The organism is Methanothermobacter sp. KEPCO-1, from assembly GCF_008033705.1.
GTDB classification, from domain to species: domain Archaea; phylum Methanobacteriota; class Methanobacteria; order Methanobacteriales; family Methanothermobacteraceae; genus Methanothermobacter; species Methanothermobacter marburgensis.
In genome coordinates, this window is sequence record NZ_CP042937.1 from 124421 (window position 1) to 142865 (window position 18445).

At 51.8% G+C, this 18445-nt stretch carries 15 protein-coding genes and 1 pseudogene; 7 read left to right on the forward strand and 9 right to left on the reverse strand.

The features are described from left to right. Positions 1-115: 115 nt before the first annotated feature. Complete coding sequence (locus FVF72_RS00570) at positions 116-1819, reverse strand: sensor histidine kinase (protein ID WP_147670914.1); 1704 nt, start codon at positions 1817-1819, stop codon at positions 116-118. 239 nt (positions 1820-2058) lie between these two features. On the opposite strand from FVF72_RS00570, the gene FVF72_RS09230 reads away from it, so the two are divergent. The 4 genes from FVF72_RS09230 (at position 2059) to FVF72_RS00585 (ending at position 4235) form a co-directional block, all read left to right on the forward strand. Continuing rightward, entirely contained in the window at positions 2059-2196 is a 138-nt protein-coding gene (locus tag FVF72_RS09230) for a hypothetical protein (protein ID WP_187239647.1), read from the forward strand. Between the two features lie 140 nt (positions 2197-2336). Beyond that, the gene (locus tag FVF72_RS00575) at positions 2337-3215 is read left to right on the forward strand and encodes a S9 family peptidase (protein ID WP_147670915.1); all 879 of its coding nucleotides are present in this window, start codon (positions 2337-2339) and stop codon (positions 3213-3215) included. A gap of 12 nt (positions 3216-3227) precedes the next feature. Further along, positions 3228-3845, forward strand: a complete 618-nt coding sequence (locus tag FVF72_RS00580; RefSeq protein ID WP_147670916.1) for a hypothetical protein — start codon at positions 3228-3230, stop codon at positions 3843-3845. Positions 3846-3857: 12 nt separating this feature from the next. Continuing rightward, the gene (locus FVF72_RS00585; RefSeq protein WP_147671955.1) at positions 3858-4235 is read left to right on the forward strand and encodes a cupin domain-containing protein; all 378 of its coding nucleotides are present in this window, start codon (positions 3858-3860) and stop codon (positions 4233-4235) included. Between the two features lie 72 nt (positions 4236-4307). On the opposite strand, the gene FVF72_RS00590 is transcribed toward FVF72_RS00585, so the two are convergent. The 8 genes and pseudogenes from FVF72_RS00590 to FVF72_RS00625 all read right to left on the reverse strand — a co-directional run bounded on the left by FVF72_RS00590 (position 4308) and on the right by FVF72_RS00625 (position 14310). Next, positions 4308-4508, reverse strand: coding sequence for a pseudomurein-binding repeat-containing protein (locus tag FVF72_RS00590; protein WP_147670917.1), 201 nt, complete (start codon positions 4506-4508; stop codon positions 4308-4310). Beyond that, a complete protein-coding gene (locus tag FVF72_RS00595; RefSeq protein WP_147670918.1) occupies positions 4487-6607 on the reverse strand; it encodes a CARDB domain-containing protein in 2121 nt (706 codons plus the stop codon). Before FVF72_RS00595 ends, FVF72_RS00590 begins: the two co-directional genes overlap by 22 nt. 17 nt (positions 6608-6624) lie before the next feature. Continuing rightward, the gene (locus FVF72_RS00600; protein WP_147670919.1) at positions 6625-7935 is read right to left on the reverse strand and encodes a nitrous oxide reductase family maturation protein NosD; all 1311 of its coding nucleotides are present in this window, start codon (positions 7933-7935) and stop codon (positions 6625-6627) included. Positions 7936-8347: 412 nt separating this feature from the next. Further along, a complete protein-coding gene (locus FVF72_RS09340) occupies positions 8348-8476 on the reverse strand; it encodes a hypothetical protein (protein WP_255503745.1) in 129 nt (42 codons plus the stop codon). Then, positions 8473-10985 (reverse strand): annotated as a pseudogene (locus tag FVF72_RS00605) (cobaltochelatase subunit CobN). The gene FVF72_RS09340 and the pseudogene FVF72_RS00605 overlap by 4 nt, the downstream one beginning before the upstream one ends. A gap of 1 nt (position 10986) precedes the next feature. Further along, a complete protein-coding gene (locus FVF72_RS00615; protein ID WP_147670922.1) occupies positions 10987-13020 on the reverse strand; it encodes a cobaltochelatase subunit CobN in 2034 nt (677 codons plus the stop codon). Positions 13021-13122: 102 nt separating this feature from the next. Continuing rightward, entirely contained in the window at positions 13123-13707 is a 585-nt protein-coding gene (locus FVF72_RS00620; protein WP_147670923.1) for a metal-dependent hydrolase, read from the reverse strand. 6 nt (positions 13708-13713) lie between these two features. Next, on the reverse strand, positions 13714-14310 hold the full coding sequence (locus FVF72_RS00625; RefSeq protein ID WP_147670924.1) for a hypothetical protein: 597 nt from the start codon (positions 14308-14310) through the stop codon (positions 13714-13716). A gap of 103 nt (positions 14311-14413) precedes the next feature. On the opposite strand from FVF72_RS00625, the gene FVF72_RS00630 reads away from it, so the two are divergent. From FVF72_RS00630 to FVF72_RS00640, 3 genes are read left to right on the forward strand one after another with little or no spacing between them, the layout of a single operon-like run. After that, entirely contained in the window at positions 14414-15673 is a 1260-nt protein-coding gene (locus FVF72_RS00630; protein WP_147670925.1) for a flippase, read from the forward strand. Continuing rightward, positions 15670-17586, forward strand: coding sequence for a pyruvate formate lyase family protein (locus FVF72_RS00635; protein WP_147670926.1), 1917 nt, complete (start codon positions 15670-15672; stop codon positions 17584-17586). Before FVF72_RS00630 ends, FVF72_RS00635 begins: the two co-directional genes overlap by 4 nt. Beyond that, complete coding sequence (locus FVF72_RS00640; RefSeq protein WP_147670927.1) at positions 17579-18439, forward strand: glycyl-radical enzyme activating protein; 861 nt, start codon at positions 17579-17581, stop codon at positions 18437-18439. Before FVF72_RS00635 ends, FVF72_RS00640 begins: the two co-directional genes overlap by 8 nt. Positions 18440-18445 lie beyond the last annotated feature (6 nt).

Genomic DNA, 18445 nt, shown 5'->3' on the forward strand with positions numbered 1-18445 from the left:
ATTTTTTTTATTATTTGTGAAGGGCATCCTACAGAAAAGTGGGACATGCTTTGAGTAAGAGCAACCCTAACAATCCACCCAAGCAGCAGAAACTGCCCCTGAATAAAACCAAGACCTAGAACCTGCTTTTATATTCAAGTTCCCTGAAATGCAGGGACACCACAGTACCATTATCAGAGATCAGCTCAAATTCTCCATCGAGCTGATCTGCCAGTGCACGCATTAGTGAAATGCCCACGGTACCGGAGGGTGGGTTTTCGATACCGACACCATCATCTGCAACTGTCAGGTGAAGATGGTCATTGGAGGTGATGCGAACATCAATCATGCCCTCTCCCTCAGGGAAGGCGTGTCTTATGGAGTTTGTGAGGGCCTCGTTGATGAAGAGTGCCAGGGGTATGGCTGTTTCAAGGTTCAGGCGGACATCAGCATCCACCCTGAAGTGCACCCCGTGGGCTGAGTGCACCGTTATCAGTCTCTCCATTAGCCTGGTTATGAATGAATCCATCAGAACACCTGAAAAGTCCCCGCTGTCATAGAGGGTCTCGTGGATGATTGCCATTGCCCTCACCCTGCTCTGGGTATCCATCAGGATCCTCCGGGTATCATCATCTGCATTCATGGCCTGGATGTTAAGGAGGCTTATTATGATCTGGAGGTTATTCTTGACCCTGTGATGGACCTCAGCAAGAAGGGCATCCCTCTCCATGAGTGTATCCTCAAGGGACCTCTTGGCCAGTATGAGGTCTGTTATGTCTGTTAGTGAGACTATGAACCCGGCATATTCATCACCCTGAAACCTCGGGACCATCCAGCCGGTGTAGTGCCTACCCTTGGGGTCCGTCCTGTCAATTATCACCGGCCTCCTTTCGCCGCTGTACTCAGGAAAATCCACAACTCCCAGCCTCTTCATTGCCGTGTTCTGGTATAAGATGTTCCCCTCAGCGTCGAACACTGCAACGGCCTCTGCCAGGTTCTCAAGGACGTCCCTGAAGAATCGCTGGGTCCTCCTGAGATCCCTCCTGTAGGTTTTCCTTTTAAGATCAATCCTGTTGAGTTCCGCCGCGACGATTATGACGGAGACTATTATGATGGATACTGTCATGCCCATGAGGAAGACCTCACCGAAACCCGGGAACACGTGATACCTCATCTTAAGCGTCAGAAGGCCCAGGACGGTTATACTGGCTATCATCACTGGAAGTATGAGCCTGACTATGTGGCCACCAACAAATGATGCGTGGATGGGCGCCATAACCCCCCTCTCGGGAAAGAGGGAGAGTATGGATACGGCTATGAGTATGTGGAGCACCGCAGTGTAGAGTGCCATGAGGAAGTATTCTCCATAGACACCGATACCCGCCACGTAGCCCACCAGGACGCAGTAGGAGATCACACCAGCCGGGAAGGTGATTATCTGGGCCACGCTGAACCTTGATGTTGAGAAGAGAAACAGGACAGCGGCGTATATCAGGAAGAGAACGGATGTTATGAGCCTCGAGTTATACCCGTATTCAGCACCCTGGATGTAAGTGGAAATTGTCAGGAGGTAGAATACCAGGAGAAATGTCCCTGTAAGTATCGCAGGACCCCTGAAACCCCTTGCGAGGGCTATGAGGGAAGTTGCCAGGGGTATGAAGAGGATGGCGGTCACCGGCTGTGTGGGTGGGGATCCCAGGACACTGCCCATGAGATGCTGGTTACCGGCTGCCCAGCCTGCAAGTATAAGTGATGATATCACAATCACGGTTGCTGAGGCAGAAACTGAGATCCTCCTTGCAAAAAGAACAGAATCAGACCACTCCATCTTCAATCCCATGGAACTTTATATCCCCCATTATTAATAAAATCTTCGAAATGAGTTATTAACTGGGTTGAGTATCAGTGAAAAGGTTCTGGTTCGAAGTGAATTACTAATTGAGACGGGCATTTATTAACATTCACTCAGAAAATTATACTTCAAAGTGAATTACAGTGGGGGTAAGCATTTATTAACATTCACTCAGAAAGTTATATTCAATGAGTTTTCCAGCACTTTATGCGGTTGGGGGTTGATGTATGAAACGTTTCCTCTGCCCTCTCTTCAGGGCCAATGTATCATCCGAACTTCATGGGAGCCACCGGGAACGGTTTTACTATCTTGTATGCCCATCATGCGGTGCAAGGGTGTGCCTGGACGGTGAAAGGATCCTCTGAGGTCTGATGAAAGGGACTGAAAAGTTAGATGCGGTTTGAGATCCAGTCCGTGAAAAACTGTCATGGGCAGGAGAACATGTGAAGGGAACCCATGCAGTTATTTAACCAATGAGTAACAGAAGGTCAACCGGTGAAGATCCATGAAAATATGGACAGCTATCCTCCTCTCCATGATCCTGATGATCCCCTCAAGCACAGCCCTCAGCGACGGGGTCACTGATGAACCGGGTTACGGGATGATAACCGAGAGTCACGGTGAGGGAAGCCAGAGGTACTGGATCTTCAAACCATCAGAACCAGGGAGTTACCCTGTCGTGGTATTCATCCATGGCTGGGCCGCCACGGAGCCCCTCTTCTACATGGCCTGGATAAGGCACCTTGTGAGGGAGGGGAACATCGTAATCTACCCGCGCTACCAGACCCTTCTGGATACAGCATCAGATGCCTTCACCGATAATGCCGCGGATGCGGTTGGGGAGGCCCTCAGGAGAGTGGGGGGTGAATGGAACGGTGAACTCTTCCTTGCAGGCCACTCAGCCGGGGGCATAATAGCCCTCAACCTGGCATCCCGGGAGGATATACCGGACCCTGATGGTATCCTGGCGGTGCAGACAGGGGACTCTGAGGGGGGCAGGAAATTCGAGAACCTCAGCGGTGTCCCCCCAGACACACTGCTTGTGGTTATGGCCGGGGACAGGGATAATATAACAGGGACGGCGGACTCCTACAGGATAATGAGGTCCACACCCCAGATGCCCGGGGACAGGAAGCTGTTCCTCCTTGTGCGCTCAGACCACAACCTGGTGGCTGACCACATCTCACCACTTGCAGTTTCAGATGAATTCGGGTTACTGGTTGACAACCTGGACTACAGTGGCTACTGGAAGGTACTGGATATGATGATGGAACTTGCACGTGAAAATAAAACCCTTGCGGATGCCGATACCGGCAGGCTCCTTGGCATGGGCAGCTGGGGTGATGGAAGACCTGTGAGGAGGATGGAGATTGTTAAATACTGATGGAGGTTTCCCATGGATAGGAGGATTCTGATAGTTGCAGGTGTTATAGCTGGACTCATAATCGTCACGGTACTCGCGGTTGAGGTCTTCGATGAGGCCATATTCGCACAGATACCCTACAGTTACACCTCATACACATCAATCCCAGCTAATAAGCCGGGTGAGGGCTCCCTGGGGGGCTACTACTCAATAAATGGTAGGGGTAGGGATTTCAGGTTCCAGATAGTGCTCCCCGGGGCAGAGAACCTTGACACCCATGAGGTTAACGGTACCAGGATATGCTACAATGAGAGCGGTCTTAGTGGGGTGGGTCACATAGACCACGTCGACGTAACCTGGGATACCCTGCTATCACTCCTGAGGGGCGACCTGAAGTCTGCCATGTTCAGAACACCCCTCAGCGGCCACTATAATATGACCTGCGCCGCCTGGAATGGGGGTGGTAACTTCACCAACGACGGGACAAACTTCAGGGGAGACTTCAGGATAAACGGTGTTGAGACCTTCTTCGGCGGTAACTTCACCCTGAAACCTGAAGGTGGGCGCATCGTCCTGAGAGCAGACTACATATACTACCCCCAGGGAAAGCCACAGGAGGCCAGGAGGGTTAAGAAGGACTTCTACATGTAATTATGATTGGGGATGGTTCATCTGCTTGTTAAGAAACCTGATGACCGCGAATACGGCAGGGTCCTGGATGGTACCCTGCTCTCTGAGATCCTCCACCCCAGGAATGACCCTGTGGGGATGAACTTCAGCCTCGCCCATGCCATGCTCAGGGAAGGTGAGGCCTCACTTCCCCACCGCCTGGGGGAGGCCGTGGAGGTCTACTACATCCTCGAGGGTGAAGGGGTCATGCACATAGGGGAGGAGGTGAGGGAAGTAAGTGCGGGCGACGCAGTCTATATTCCCCCTGGCTGTGTGCAGTACATTGAGAACAGTGGTGAGGGGGACCTCTCATTCCTGTGCATCGTATCCCCACCCTGGCGGGGTGAAGACGAGGAACTTGTCATGGATTGACAGCACACCAAAACCCTCATTTTTAAGCAAAGAATCCCCATAACTTCAATTTTTATTCAATTAAAAAAAATTTTAGATTACCACGTACTGTGGTAACCTTCCGCTTGCACCGTGGAATCCGAGTATCCTGCTGTACATGTAGACGAGTCGTGAGTAGGGGACCCTTCCACGGGATGTCACAGCATAGTTGGGGGCCCTTCTATTCCTGGTTATGAAGTCCCTTATGTTTACAGCGTACCTCAGGTATGCGCTCATGTAAAGTTTACCTGGCATGTATACACCGTTAGGTGCGGTGGGGTAGCCCACGGCTCTGGGTGTGACAGGTCTCTTACTGCCGGCAGAAGGTTGATGGCTGTCCTCACAAGGATGTCAAGGACCTCGGGTGGTGAGTAGTTCCTGCCTGCTATTCTAACCGTAACTGGTAGCCTCCTGTATTTGCCGTAGTACCATGTCATGTATCTTGCGGCTGAGATAACCTGGTCAACGGTTATGCCACTGGACGTTACCGTTACTGTGATGGGTGGTAGGCCGTCGACTGTGACCCTGTATGTTCCAGTGCTGAGTGTCCTGGTATATGTTACTGTGGTTGATTCTCCGCCATTGAGGTTAACTGTCCTTGAATCCACCTTTATGCCGTTTACCATGAGATCCGCTGTGTATGAACCTGCCAGGTCCCCAGCATTTGTGATACTGACCGTCACGGTGATACCGAGTGGTGCGGGTCCTGATAGCGGTGAAACCCTCAGGTTACTTAGCTGGAAGGTTGCCGGTTTGAGGACGGTAACAGCCACCGGAGCAAGACCATCAACGGTGACATTGTAGGTTCCCCTTGAGAGTACCCTGGTGAAGGTAACCCTGATGGTCTCACCGGCATTGACTGTCAGTGTCCTTTGAGAGACCACTGCACCATTGACCAGGAGGCTGGCGGTGTAGTCACCTGCAACCTCCCCGGTATTTGTGACATCCACGGCGACGTTAACATTCAGGGGCTCAAGACCCGTCACCGGATCAACCTCGAGGTTATCCAGTACAAAGGTCGCCGGTTTGAGGACAGTAACAGCCACCGGAGCAAGACCATCAACACCCACCATGTACACACCGGGATCTGTGAGGTCCCTGAGGAAGCTCAGCTCAGCTGATGATGCAGGGTTAAGTGTGATATCCCTGAAGGCCACCACCACACCATCTACAGTGAGGTTAACCCTGCATACACCTGCAACCTCCCCGGTATTTGTGACATTCACCGTGACGTTTATCCTGAGGGGCGCCACACCGGTAGCGGGTGTAACGGTCAGGTTATCAAGGTTGAAGGTGGCTGGTTTAAGTATGTGGAGTGTGGATGTGTCCTCTGATGGGAGGTGGGTGTCATCACCTGGGAATTCTGCCCTGGTGGCGTATGTGCCAGGTGCCCCTGCAGTGGTGGTGAACCTGGCTGTTCCTGTGTTATCTGTGAGGGCTGATCCCAGGAGTACGCCCTCAAGGTAGAATCTGATCTCCCTTCCCTCAACTGGTCCTCCCTGTGATGTGAGTGTCGCCACGAGTTCGGCTATCTCCCCGGCCACTGCCTGTGCCCCCTGGAGGGTTGTGGTGGTGGGGTACTTCTCTGTGAGGGGTGCGAATGTGCTGAAGGTGTTGATGTTGTCTGCGTAGACGTACCTTTCGGTGGTGTTCACCCCTGTCTCTGGAAGCTGGTTCCAGGTTCCTGAGGTGTGGTGGAACACCCGGAGGCCTGTCTCATTTTTATCTGCAACGTCCCCTGGTGTGTAGTGGAACCTGAGGTAGTCCAGGATTGTTGCTCCTGCTGATGATATGTCCACATATTTCGTGATGTTAACCCATCCTGCCGGGTCTGCTGGTGGTGATTCAACTCCCCTCAGGATGATCCCGGCGGTGTACCTGGAGCTCACTAGTGTGGGGTGGAGTAGGCCCACCCTGAGGCGTGTGAAGGTGTTTGATTTGTCTGGGTCAGCCTGGAGGTCAGGGCCCGTGGTGCTGGTGATGGTGTTGTCGATGAATTCAGAGCCGGTTACGCCCTGGAGGTACATGCCTTTGCTGTTGGAGGTTATTGTGTTGTTCTGGATTGTTAGTTCAGGGTTACCAGCCCCACGTAACCATAAACCCCAGTCTGTACTAGCGGATACAGTATTATCCCCCAGGGTCACAACTCCACGGACATCCACCAGGCGAAGCCCAACACCATTACTACCGGATATCGTCGTGTTCTTCACCGTCAGGTTACCACCATCAGCAGCAGACATGGACACGTAGACACCATGACCACTGGAACCAGTAACAGTCACATTATCAAGCACCACATTCCTCAGGGTGTTACCACCATCCAGGAAGACACCATACCCCCTACTATCAACCACATGAGAGTTGCGGATGGTCAGACCATCAGGAAACCATCCCAGCTCCAGCTAACCCTCCTGATACCCTCACTGCAATTCACAAACCAGGAATCATCCACAGTCACATTCCTCAACGTGGAACTCTCAACCAGTAAAAGACCCTGCTGACCACTACCAGTAACATTAACACCCACAAGAGTCACATTGGAAGCCATGCCACCAACACGCACACCCTGCAAGGTAGAGTTACCGATACTAAGACCCCTAAGGATCAGATCATCACAGTCAACAGCCACAACACCATAATTAAACTGCCTCACACCATTACCAAACACCAGACCCTCAACAGTCACACCATCAGCATTCTGAAGCTCCAAACAAGTACCACCATTATCCTTTATAATACTCTCAGAACCATTGATGGTAACATTATTGATGTTTCGCAGGTAGATACCGCCAGCGGAGTTATTGTAGGCATTGTTCCTCTGGAAGGTTAATTTGGGATTATTCTGGCCTGTTAACCATATTCCCCAGTTAGTATTGTTACTGAATGTGCTGTTTTCAAGGGTGTTGTTTCCTCTGAGCTCTGCGTATAATCCGCTTCCCCGATTGTTGGTTGAAGTGACATTGATTATTGTGGCATTTTCACTGTTTGTCTCCATGGTTATCCTTAAACCATCCTGTGAGCAGTCCCTGATGGTGGTGTTATTCACAACCACATTACGCACAAAATAACCATAATAACTCCGAGCATTTAAGAGGACACCATAACCGGTGGCGTTAACCACAGTAACATTCTCAAGCCTCAAAACATCCACACTTGAACTGTAATCCTTCCCAATACCACTGGCCCCGGTGGAGTCAAAAACGGAATCACGCACAACCAAACCGGAAACACTGGCACCGCCATCAACATATAAGCCTTGCTGGGAAGTCCTGTTCACAGTGACGCCGGAAACAGTCACATTGGATGATTCTCCGCGAATAAGCACACCAAGGCTGGAGCCGGTTATGTTAAGGTTCGTGAGGGTAACATTCTCTGCCCCATCCATGGATACACCCGCAGCGGCTGTTGCACCAACGAGTCTGAATCCCTGGATGGTGGCTCCTGAACCCGTGGATTGAACCCTGAAGACCGGGCTTGATGGATTAAGTGACCCGTTAACGGTTACAAGACCCGCACTCCTTATGGTGAGGTTGGTCTTGTTTACAGTGACGCTCTCATGATATGTGTAGGGGTTCCCACCATCGTCGTGGACGATTATTGTATCTCCACTGACGGTGGACCCATTATCAATTGCAGCCTGAATCGATGTGAAGTTGTAGCCTCCGCTGGACCTACAGTCCATTCAGCGGCAGATGAAGATGAAATGGAAACTAAAACAACGAATAACACCAGCAAAAACACCTTAATTGACGGGAACGACTTTGAAATCACCTAAGATCTCCCCCAATGTGCTTGAAAAGGAATTCGATCACAGAACTAGCGACAAACCCCCCTTTACCCATTCTTATGCATTTTAACAATATATAAAATTTTCGCGGGCAAATAAAAATAGATCATATAATTCCCAATTTATTTTAAATGCTTTAAAATTCTGATTTATAATCTAAAAATTGATTATATAACCCGAATCCCAGCCGGTGATCATCACCCGATTAAATCACAATTCCTGAGATAAACAGACCCTACTGAACAGGAGATGAAAATCCAGTACCCATAATCTGCCACGATCTTAAAAAAAATAAAAAAATGAATGGTTATATCCTGCTTCTTCCACTTCCCATGAAGTATCCAACGCCAGCAAGGGCAACCAGTGCAATAACACCGATTATGGCATAGACTGGCATCCCTGTACTGGAACCCTGTGATGCTGCTGCCCTGTTCACCTCATATGCCTTCCCAGCCTCAGTCCCTGGTGACTCCTGGGCACTTTTAACCTCAGAAACTGCAGTTCCAGCATCACCTGATCTTCCAGTGCCACTCCCTGGTGATGGGGTTCGCCCTGCTGAGGGTGACGCTTTACCTGAATCCCCCTGGTTCGGGGTTGAGGGTATATCAGATGTGGATCCGCCTGCTGGGGCGAATGCTGAGCTCCCTGTGGCCGCATACAGTTTCTCCTTAACCCTTGCAAGGAGGTCAGGTTGAGGTACTGCATGGCCCACTCCATCATTGCGATATTGCCGCAGCTGCAGTCACAGCAGGCAACACCATTCTCTGCCATCGCCTGTGCCCATGTGGATGCAAGGAGCCTGAGTGTTGCCTCATCACTCCTCCAGTGCCCCTCAAAGGCTGCCTGGAGCATGGTACCTGTGATGGATATCAGTGCATAGGAGTTCTTACCTGAGAGCCACTCCCTGACACCGAGGCCATTAACGTCCATTATATAGGTATCTGCAAGTTCATCCCATGCCCATGAAGGCACAGCTGAGGGTGATGTGACCTGCCAGAGCCAGAGGGACCTCACCGCCGATGAGAGCCTGTTGGCACCGGCGTACCCCTCAGACATGAGCCCCCTCACATAGTCCGGGTTGAGGTAGCGTGTCCTCATATCAAGGGCAATTGTCTGCTGGAGTGAGAGGACCTCAGGTGTGCCTGTGGCCACTGTTATTACGTTAACCGCAGGTGTGCTTCCTGTGAGTTTCCTTATCGCCAGTGAAAGGCCGCCAAGGTAGTCTGCCATGTCATCGTTCTCTGTGACACCCACAAGGTAGGTGCTCCTTCCCTGGTAGACCGCTGATACTCCCCTGAGGAGGTCCGCCAGGAGGTCAACGTTCTTAACACCCCACCCTGTCTCTGAGTAGGATGTCCCCATGCGGCTCATGAAGAGGTCTGCTAATTCATCTGTGCTGTTGTAGGTCCAGGACATCTCACCCGCCTCCTTGACTCCTGTGCCGTAGGATCCTAGGGGTGGTGCGAATATCCTGTAGATGGCCAGGTTACCTGCCTCTGAGGCGTTCATACCGGCCCCAAGGTACTTCTGGACCAGTTCAAGCCAGTGCACTGCCACCCTGTTCATCTCAAGGGGGTCACTTCCTGGTGTGAAGAGTTTAAGTGTCCTGAGGGGTTTAACGGCCGCCTCAAGGGCCTCTGAAACCTGTGGGTACCCTTCAAGTATGGTGGTGTATGATGCTGCGAGGGCCAGCCTGAATGCCCTGTCCATTGTAACAGCGACCTGACCGTAGACGTCCCTGAAGAGTCCGCTTACCGTGACCACCGCGTCTATACGTGGCCTTCCAAGTTCACTGAGTGGTATGAGTTTCACCCCTGTAACTGTACCTGAGCTGCTCCATACCGGCTTCACACCCAGGAGGTTCAGGACAAAGGATACCATGGCACCGTCGTCCCTGGCTGTGTCCACGCCCCAGATTACCACTGCGAGTTTCTCTGGTGGTTCTGTGTAGGTGGCGAGGACCCTCCTAACTATCTCAGCCCCCATAGTGTAGGCTGCCTGTGTTGGGACGGTGCTGGGGTCTATGGTGTAGAAGTTCCTGCCTGTGGGGAGACTTGAGGGGTTCATGAGGGGCTCCCTTCCGAGTCCCGGTTCAACGTAGCCGCCTTTGAGTGCATTTAGGAGTGATGACATCTCTCCCGCTGTGCTCTTCCTGATGAGTGCTATGTAATCTGCTGCTACCTGGAGTTTGCTGAGTATGTCAGGTGAATCTGTGAGGTTCTCTGGCCTTGAACCGTCTACAAGCGCCCTTACCATGGTGAACGTCCTGTTTTCGATCACTGCACGCTGGTCCAGTGTGAGTTCCTCGTAGATCCAGCCGTATTCTGCTGCCAGGAGCCTGTATATGGAGCTGTCTCCTGTTGAGATCATTGAGGATACCATGTATGCTATTGCATCGCTGCTCCACTCCCTCCCGAAGGTGTGGAGTCCAGCCGGTATCAGTGTGGACTCGATCCTCATGAGGTACCCTGATATGGTGGCTATGAGTTCACCTGGAGCTGAATTCTGGATGCTGATGCCGAGTTCGTCTCCAAGTTTCAGTTTAAGTGCCGTGTTCCGTATCTCTGCCAGGTACTGGTTTTTGAGCTGTTCATCAGCTTCTTGTAGTTTGATATTAACTCCTTGAGTGTGAGGAGTTCGCCGTAGAGTCCTGTTGATTTCATTGCCGGTGTCAGGTGGTCGATGATGACTGCGAGTCCACGTCTCTTGGCTGCCAGTCCATCCGCTGCATTATCCACGCGGTAGATGTAGATTGATGGTGTCTCATCCACCACTATATCAGGGAAGTCGAAGCCTGCGAGCATGACCTCCTTACCCGGGAGCCACTCGTAGCTTCCCATGGTACCCATGTGTATCATTGCGCTGGCATTGAATACCATGTTTATCCATGCATAGTAGGCCAGGTACTGGTGGTGTGGTGGGAGTACACCCACGTTGTAGATCATCTCAGGGTTGGCCTCCCCATCCCCTCTGGGGCTGGGGTCCTATGAAGACGTTCCCCTCCAGTATACCTGGTATAACAATGTATTTCCTGCCATTCCTTGTTACGGTCATCACATTCCCGGGGGCTTCTCCCCAGCCGCAGAGGCCGGGTATTGCAAGGAGCATGAAGGAGTTCCTTGCAGCCTGGAATGTGCTCCACAGGCTTGAGTTGCCACCTATAACTCCCCTGAGTGCCGTGTACATGACTTCAAGTAATTGCAGCCCCTCTGAAGCTTTGTCTGAGGACTTTATGTTGTCCTTCATCTCAGCGTACCATGAGTTCAGGGCCTTCATGAGGGTCTCCGCCTTAACATTCCTCTGGAGGCCCATTTTCAGGAGTTCCTCCATGTATGCCGTGGGGCCCTCTGTGACGTATCTTCTTGCTATGGGGTTGAGGCCCTGGAACCATCTGAGGTATTCCTCTGCATCCCAGAGTATGACTCCTGTGGTGTTTGCGAGTCTCTCGAGTTCACCGGGTGCCCAGTCTGCAATGTTTATCCCCCTCTCTATCATGAGGGTTACGAGTTCACCTGCTCCTGTTATGTTACCGGTCCTGTATCCCTCCTTCTTGAGGTTGAGGAGTATCTCATGGATGCTCTCTGGTACGTTGAGGTAGCTTGCCCCGATCTCTGATTTGCCCGGCGGGTAGTTGTAGTATATGATGGCTATCCTCTTCTCCCCTGCCGGTGTTAACCTGAGGCTGACCCAGTTTGTGAGCCTTGATGCCAGTTTCTCCACCCTCTCGGGTATGGGTGAGTAGGAGTAGGTGTAGGCGCCTGTCACCGGGTCAGAGTGGAACTCCGCCGCGGCTATTATTATGGGTTCTATGAGTCCCTGGGTCTCAGGAAAGCCTGCCTGTCCCATGATGTCATCCTGGCTCCATGGTGTGACACCGTCACTGGATAGGAGCCAGTCATCCACGGTCCTCGTGTTAACTATAACACCCCTGAGAACCGGGACGTTGAGGAACCTCAGGAGTGCCTTCACCTTCTCTGAGGCTGAACCGCCGAGGAGGTAGGTGCTGAAGGATACCATTGCCTGGATCCTTGGACTGTAAAGTGTGCTGTTGGCCTCAAATGATGCCAGGTCGGGTGCTGTTGTGAAGAACCTCACCATCGCCGAGTATGTGTTTTCGCCGTACCTTGCAACCACGGGTATTATGTTGTAGGTGTCCCTGAGCCTCGCTATGAGGCTGTCCATATGCGCTGTTCCGCCGCCGAGCATGTTGCTCTCTGATTCTATGAATCCTATGGTGGGCTTTGCAGGGTCTATTGGGTAGTCCCTGAGGTAATCTGTGAGGTTCCCATAGAGTTTCCCGTCGCGGTAGAGTAGCTCCCTTGGAACCGCGACCGGGGGGTCGTAGGTGACGTTGAGTGTCATGTTCCTTCCCCTGGCCCATACGTCCGCGGCCCAGAGTATCTGATTCCTGTAGCTGGGGACGTTCCTGTAGCAGTAGTACCCCTCACCCTGGGCCCAGAGGGCTATCTGGGGGTACTGGTTAACGTAGGTCTCAAGTAGGGGGAGGGGCTGGAGCACCCTGAGGGCCCTGCTCACAGTGCTCACCACCGTGTCCGGGACGCCGGTGAAGACCAGTTCATCGTTTATGCGGCTCATCTTAACGAGTTCAAGTCCACTTGCACCATCGAAGACTGCGAAGAATTTCCCGTTCAGGATTTCGGGTTTCGCTGTTACGACCCTTAGTATCCTTGTGTAATCCTCTGTCCCCAGGTAGTTGCAGATTATGACGTCCGATGAGTTTAGGAGTGCCTCCACCTCCTCGGGTGTGGAGTTGACTATCTGGGGTGAACTTCTGACCCTTATGCTGATGTTCCTATCAGGGTACTCCTGGAGGACCCTGTGGGCTGCCTCATTCACAACCCTCGTCCCCTCTATGGAGTGTATGACGAGGACATCCACTGTGCTGTTGTCTGCTGCATCAGCTGTACCCTGGAACATGAATACGAGTAACACTGCAATCACTATTACCCTTGAATCCATTATTTTATCACCTCCATGTTTTAACTGCAGAATAAGTATTATTTATGTGTTAATTTAAAATTAATTATTACTAAATTCAGGGTATATCAGAAAATAGTAATATCAATCGTCCTTGAAATCAACATGGACGCTCTCGGATCCATTCTGAGTGACCCTTGTAACGTTAACGTCCCTGTCAGCATCCACGTCTACACTGACACTGATCACCGTATCATTCACGGCGCACCTTTCAGTATCGGTTTCATTGAACCTGTCCAGGGCACCCACCGATACAAGGGAGAGTACCGAGACAATGACCAGTAGGAATGAGAGGATGGCCCACTCGCCGGCTGTCCCTGTCTTTATCCTCCGGTTCCTGCGGAGGCAATGGTAGGGTGTGTCATTGAGGGGGTATAGTAGGGGGCATCCGTGGACCGTGAAGAGGTCCAGGGCCAGGTGGGATGACGCCCCGACAAGTAGGGGCACCCCGATCCCTGGACTCCCCAGTGATAGGAGCAGAAGGGGTGGTAGAATTAGAAGTGTGTGTCCGATGCCCCTGTGCCTCCCGGCAAGGAAGTCGAGGAGGTCAGGGAGCACTGATCCAGCACCGGCGAGTAGGGCCCCGTTGATGAGGGAATTTACAGGGTGGAGGAGGTTTACTATGAGGAAGAGTGCCACTGCAGCTGTTATGTGTGTCCTGAACCTCAAAGGTTATCACCTTAAGATGTAGTTCATGGTCCTGAAGGCTATCAGTGCAAACCAGAGCGCACCTGTTATGAGGATCCCGTAGTCCAGGCCAACCTTGAAGTATGCCAGTGCCATGAGTATGGACATGAATGCCATGAACGCCCATGTGACGTCAATGGCTTCGTCATCCAGGCACTCATGGGGGTTGAGCCTCTGGAAGGTTGAGTAGAATGACCCCACCTCAGCCCTCATGGTACCGTTGATGGCTGCCATGTAGTTCACGTTGCCGTTCTCGTGGAGCCAGAGGTACTTCAGTGCGGCCTTCTCTGTGAGGTCCTCGAAGTGGTCCATGAAGACCCATGTTTCCCCTTTAACTGATGCTATCTCATTCATTATCCCGGTTATGGTTAGCTTTTCACTGGCCCCTGGTTTATGGGCCCTGAGTATCTGGAGGAGCCCCGCCTTGAGGGGCATGGGTGTTACCAGGTAGACGAGGGTGGCCTCAGGGGTGATTTCACCCGCCTCAATGGCCTCCAGTATCCCCTGGTAGGCTTCGAGGGCGTTTCCACCGCACTCAATCACATTGCCATCCTCAAGGCAGGAGACAATATTTATGAGTTTCATACAATAAAGTATTAATTAATACTATTTAAATTTTTCGTATGAGATGGTTTTATACTGTGGGTTTACAGAGAGAATATGAAATAACGGATTTGATGGTGAATGGATGATCCGGCGGATACTTGATAACAGTGAATACCGGAGGGTGCTGGACAACATAGTGTCGCTCACCGGGATACAGATGGTGCAGTACCTCCTCCCCCTTGTAACGTTCCCCTACCTCACAAGGATCCTGGGTCCTGAGAAGTTCGGGAAGGTGGCCTTTGCAGTGGCATTCATAACCTACTTCCAGCTCCTCACAGACTACGGCTTCAACCTCTCAGCAACAAGGGAGATCTCCATAAACCGTGAGGATCCCAGGAAGGTGTCCTGCATATACAGTTCGGTGATGGTAACCAAGACCATACTAATGTGCATCACATTCGTCCTCATGCTCACTGTGGTCCTCTCATTTGGGGGGTTCAGATCGGACCTCCTCCTATACCTCTTCACCTACGGCCTCGTCCTGGGGAACCTCCTCTTCCCGGTCTGGTTCTTCCAGGGCGTTGAGAGGATGCGCTACATAAGCATACTCCGAATTGTGAGTTCCCTGATCTACACTGCCCTCATATTCATCGTCGTGAGATCACCAGCAGATTACCTCTACGTTCCACTCATAACATCCGCAGGGTACATAGCTGTGGGGGTCTACAGCCAGAGGATAGTTACCAGGGAGTTCGATGTTAAATTCACCCTACCCGGGATCGGTGATATAATGAGGCAGCTCAGGGAGGGCTGGCACCTCTTCATATCAACACTTGCAATCAGCCTCTACACAACATCCAACAGGTTCATACTGGGACTCCTCATGGGACCAGCTGTTGTGGGTTACTATGCTGTGGCCGAGGATATCACAAAGGCCCTTCAGGGGCTCGTATCACCCATAAGCCAGGCCATATACCCCTACTTTGCAAAGGTCCACAGTGAGGATAAGAAACGTGCCCGTCTTGAACTCAGGAAGATGCTCCTTGTAATGGGTGTTCTGACCTTCATTGCATCCCTGGTAATTGCATTACTCGCCCCCATGATAGTTGGTATCCTTGCAGGTCCAAAATATGCTGAGAGTGTACACCTCCTCCAGATACTCGTCTTCATAATATTTGCGGTGGGGGTCAACAACATCCTGGGTATTCAGGGCCTTGTCTCATTCGGCTACAAGGAGAAGTTCACCTGGATAGTCCTTGTTGCAGGGGTGCTTCACCTGGGTCTACTCGTGGGCCTTGTCTTTCTCATGGGATCAGCAGGGGCCGCCATCGCGGTTGTACTCACAGAAATTGTTATCGGGGTGATTGAATATATTATTCTGAGGAGGATGGGTATCCTATGAAGAAGCACGTTATAAATGTTATGAGGAGGACGCCGCTCTTCCCCTACATCAGAGCATACTATACAGTCTACCAGAGAACGGGTCTCAGCTCCCTCCTGAAAACCAGGACCATAGGGGGGAGTGGTGATATCCTTGAGAGGAGAATCCAGCAGTTCGAGGATTTATGCAGAAGGGCCCGCATAAACCCACCGAAGGGGAGATTCCTCTACAGTATAGATACGACTCTGCATGTTATGGAGTACCCTGGTTACAGGCGGCTCGGGAACCTCACCCCCGACTATGGCTTCCTGCTTGAAAAGGGGGTTGATGGAATCGGGAGGATTCTGGAGGTGAAGTTAAGGGATGACTCCACAGGATATGCCAGGGTACTCATGAGGACCCTAAGGGCGGTGAGGGGTTACCTTGAAAGGTGCAGTTCTGAAGCAGGGGTGGATATATCATCAGGGGCACCTGAAACCCTCGAGGATGCCATCCAGCTACTTTTAACCTTCAATTCACTGCTCTGGAACTATGGTCATCCACTGCTAGGTCTTGGAAGACTTGACAGGACCCTTGAGGGCTACCCATCCAGTGAGGACACCCACAGCATCATCGGCGACCTCATAAGGGCACTTTCACTCTACCCGGAATTCAAGAGCAACACACTCCCAGGCGATACAGGGCAGGTCATAGTCCTTGGGGGTGAGTGCAATGACCTCACCCGGACCTTCCTGGAGGTCATGATGGAGCTGGGCCTCCCCGACCCTAAGGTTGTGCTCCGGGTGGACAGGAATACACCTGAGGATGTATGGGAGCTTGCCCTTGACTGTATTGAAAGGGGACTCGGTTATCCTCTAATTGCAAATGATGAGGTGATTGTGGATGCCCTCAGAGAGTACTATGGTGATGACGCAGAGAACTACGGGACCTCAGCATGCTGGGAGCCCCTCATCCCTGGCAGATCCATGGATCAGAACAACCTTGCAAACCTGAACCTCCTCATACCCCTGGAGGAAGCCCTCAGATCTGGATGTGAGAGCTTCGATGAACTGCTTGAGGCCTACCGTTCTGCCCTCGGGGTGTACGTGGAGGGTGTTATCAGGGAGATTGAGGCACTGGAATTTGAGCCATCCCCTCCACTCTCACTCCTATTCCCTGACTGCATTGAGAAGTGCAGGGATATAGCCTATGGGGGTGCTGCCTACAGTTACAATGGTGTTCTGAGTGTGGGTATGGGTAACCTTGTGAACTCACTCATCAACATTAAGAGGCTCTGTTTTGATGAAAAAAGGATGACCCTTGATGATGTGATTGATGTGCTCGATGACAACTTCCGCTCCAGCGGGGCACTTCGATCTGAACTGGAAAACCATGGACCTGTATACGGGATGGACGAACCCCTGGTGGTGGATCTGACGAACCGGATCATTGATATGATCCATGGTGAACTCCAGGGAAGGTACAAGTTTGGACTCAGCTCACCCTCATACATCTGGGCGGGGGAGGATACAGGGGCCTCCTTTGATGGCAGGCGCGCCGGGGAGCCCATGGGCGTCCACATATCCCCTGTGAAGCTCCTGGAGGGGATGTCCTATACCGGGATACTGAACTTCGCATCCAGCCTTGACTACAGTAAGGCGTGCAATGGTGGAGTGGTGGACATAATGATCGACAGGACCCTCCTTGAACGTATAAGGTGTGAGTTCACAGGGCTCCTGAGGACAGGGCTGATGAAGGGTGTCATGCAGCTTCAGGTGAATGTCCTTGACCCCCAGGTAATCCTGGAGGCCGCGAGGGACCCTGAACTCCACCCTGACCTCATAGTGAGGGTCTGGGGATTCAGCGCCTACTTCAGGGACCTGCCTGAGGAGTACCGTGAGCTCATAGTGAGGAGGGCCCTTGAATACTCAGAGCACGGGGGTTGGCATGGCTAGGCTGAGGGTAACAGGTGTTCAGCGTTTCAGTGTCCATGATGGACCCGGGATAAGGACCACGGTATTCCTGAAGGGCTGCAGCCTAAGGTGTCCATGGTGCTGCAACCCTGAAAACATAAAACCTGAAAGGGAGGTCTACTTCAGGGCCTCAAGGTGCACAGGGTGCCTGGAGTGTTTAAAGGGGTGTGAATTCCTTGAAAGACCCGAGGACATATTCATGTATCCTGAACATCTGGAGTGTGCCGAGAACTGTCCATCAGGTGCCATGGGTGTCTATGGTGATGATCTATCACCGGAGGAACTTGCAGATCTCATACTGAGGGACCTGGACTACTATGAGGCGACGGGGGGTGGCGTGACCTTCTCGGGGGGGGAGCCGCTGCTGCAGGCAGATGGTATACTTGCGTTGCTTGAGAAACTTGATGGTATCCACGTGGCGGTTGAAACATCCCTCCATGCTCCACCTGAGAATCTGGGGGTTCTCCTGGACAGGGTGGACCTCTTCATCGTTGACGTTAAGATACTGACAGGGGACGCCGCCATTATAGGCGGGGATAGAGTGCTCTTCCAGAGGAACTTCAGGATGCTCTCAGGGTGTGATGTCATCCTCCGGTTTCCTGCTGTTAAACCATACACATTTAACCGTGAAAACATAGATAAGTTGATTGATTTCATGAGGGATAACAGTATAGATGAGATAGAGGTGCTCGGTGTCCATAGACTCGCCAAAGAAAAGTATAGCAGCCTCAACCTTGAAATGGGAGATTTTGAGGCCCCAGATGATGTCGAGATAGATGATTTAATGGGTCTACTGGAAAATGAATCCATTAAAATGGTTTACATGAAGATCTGAGGGTTA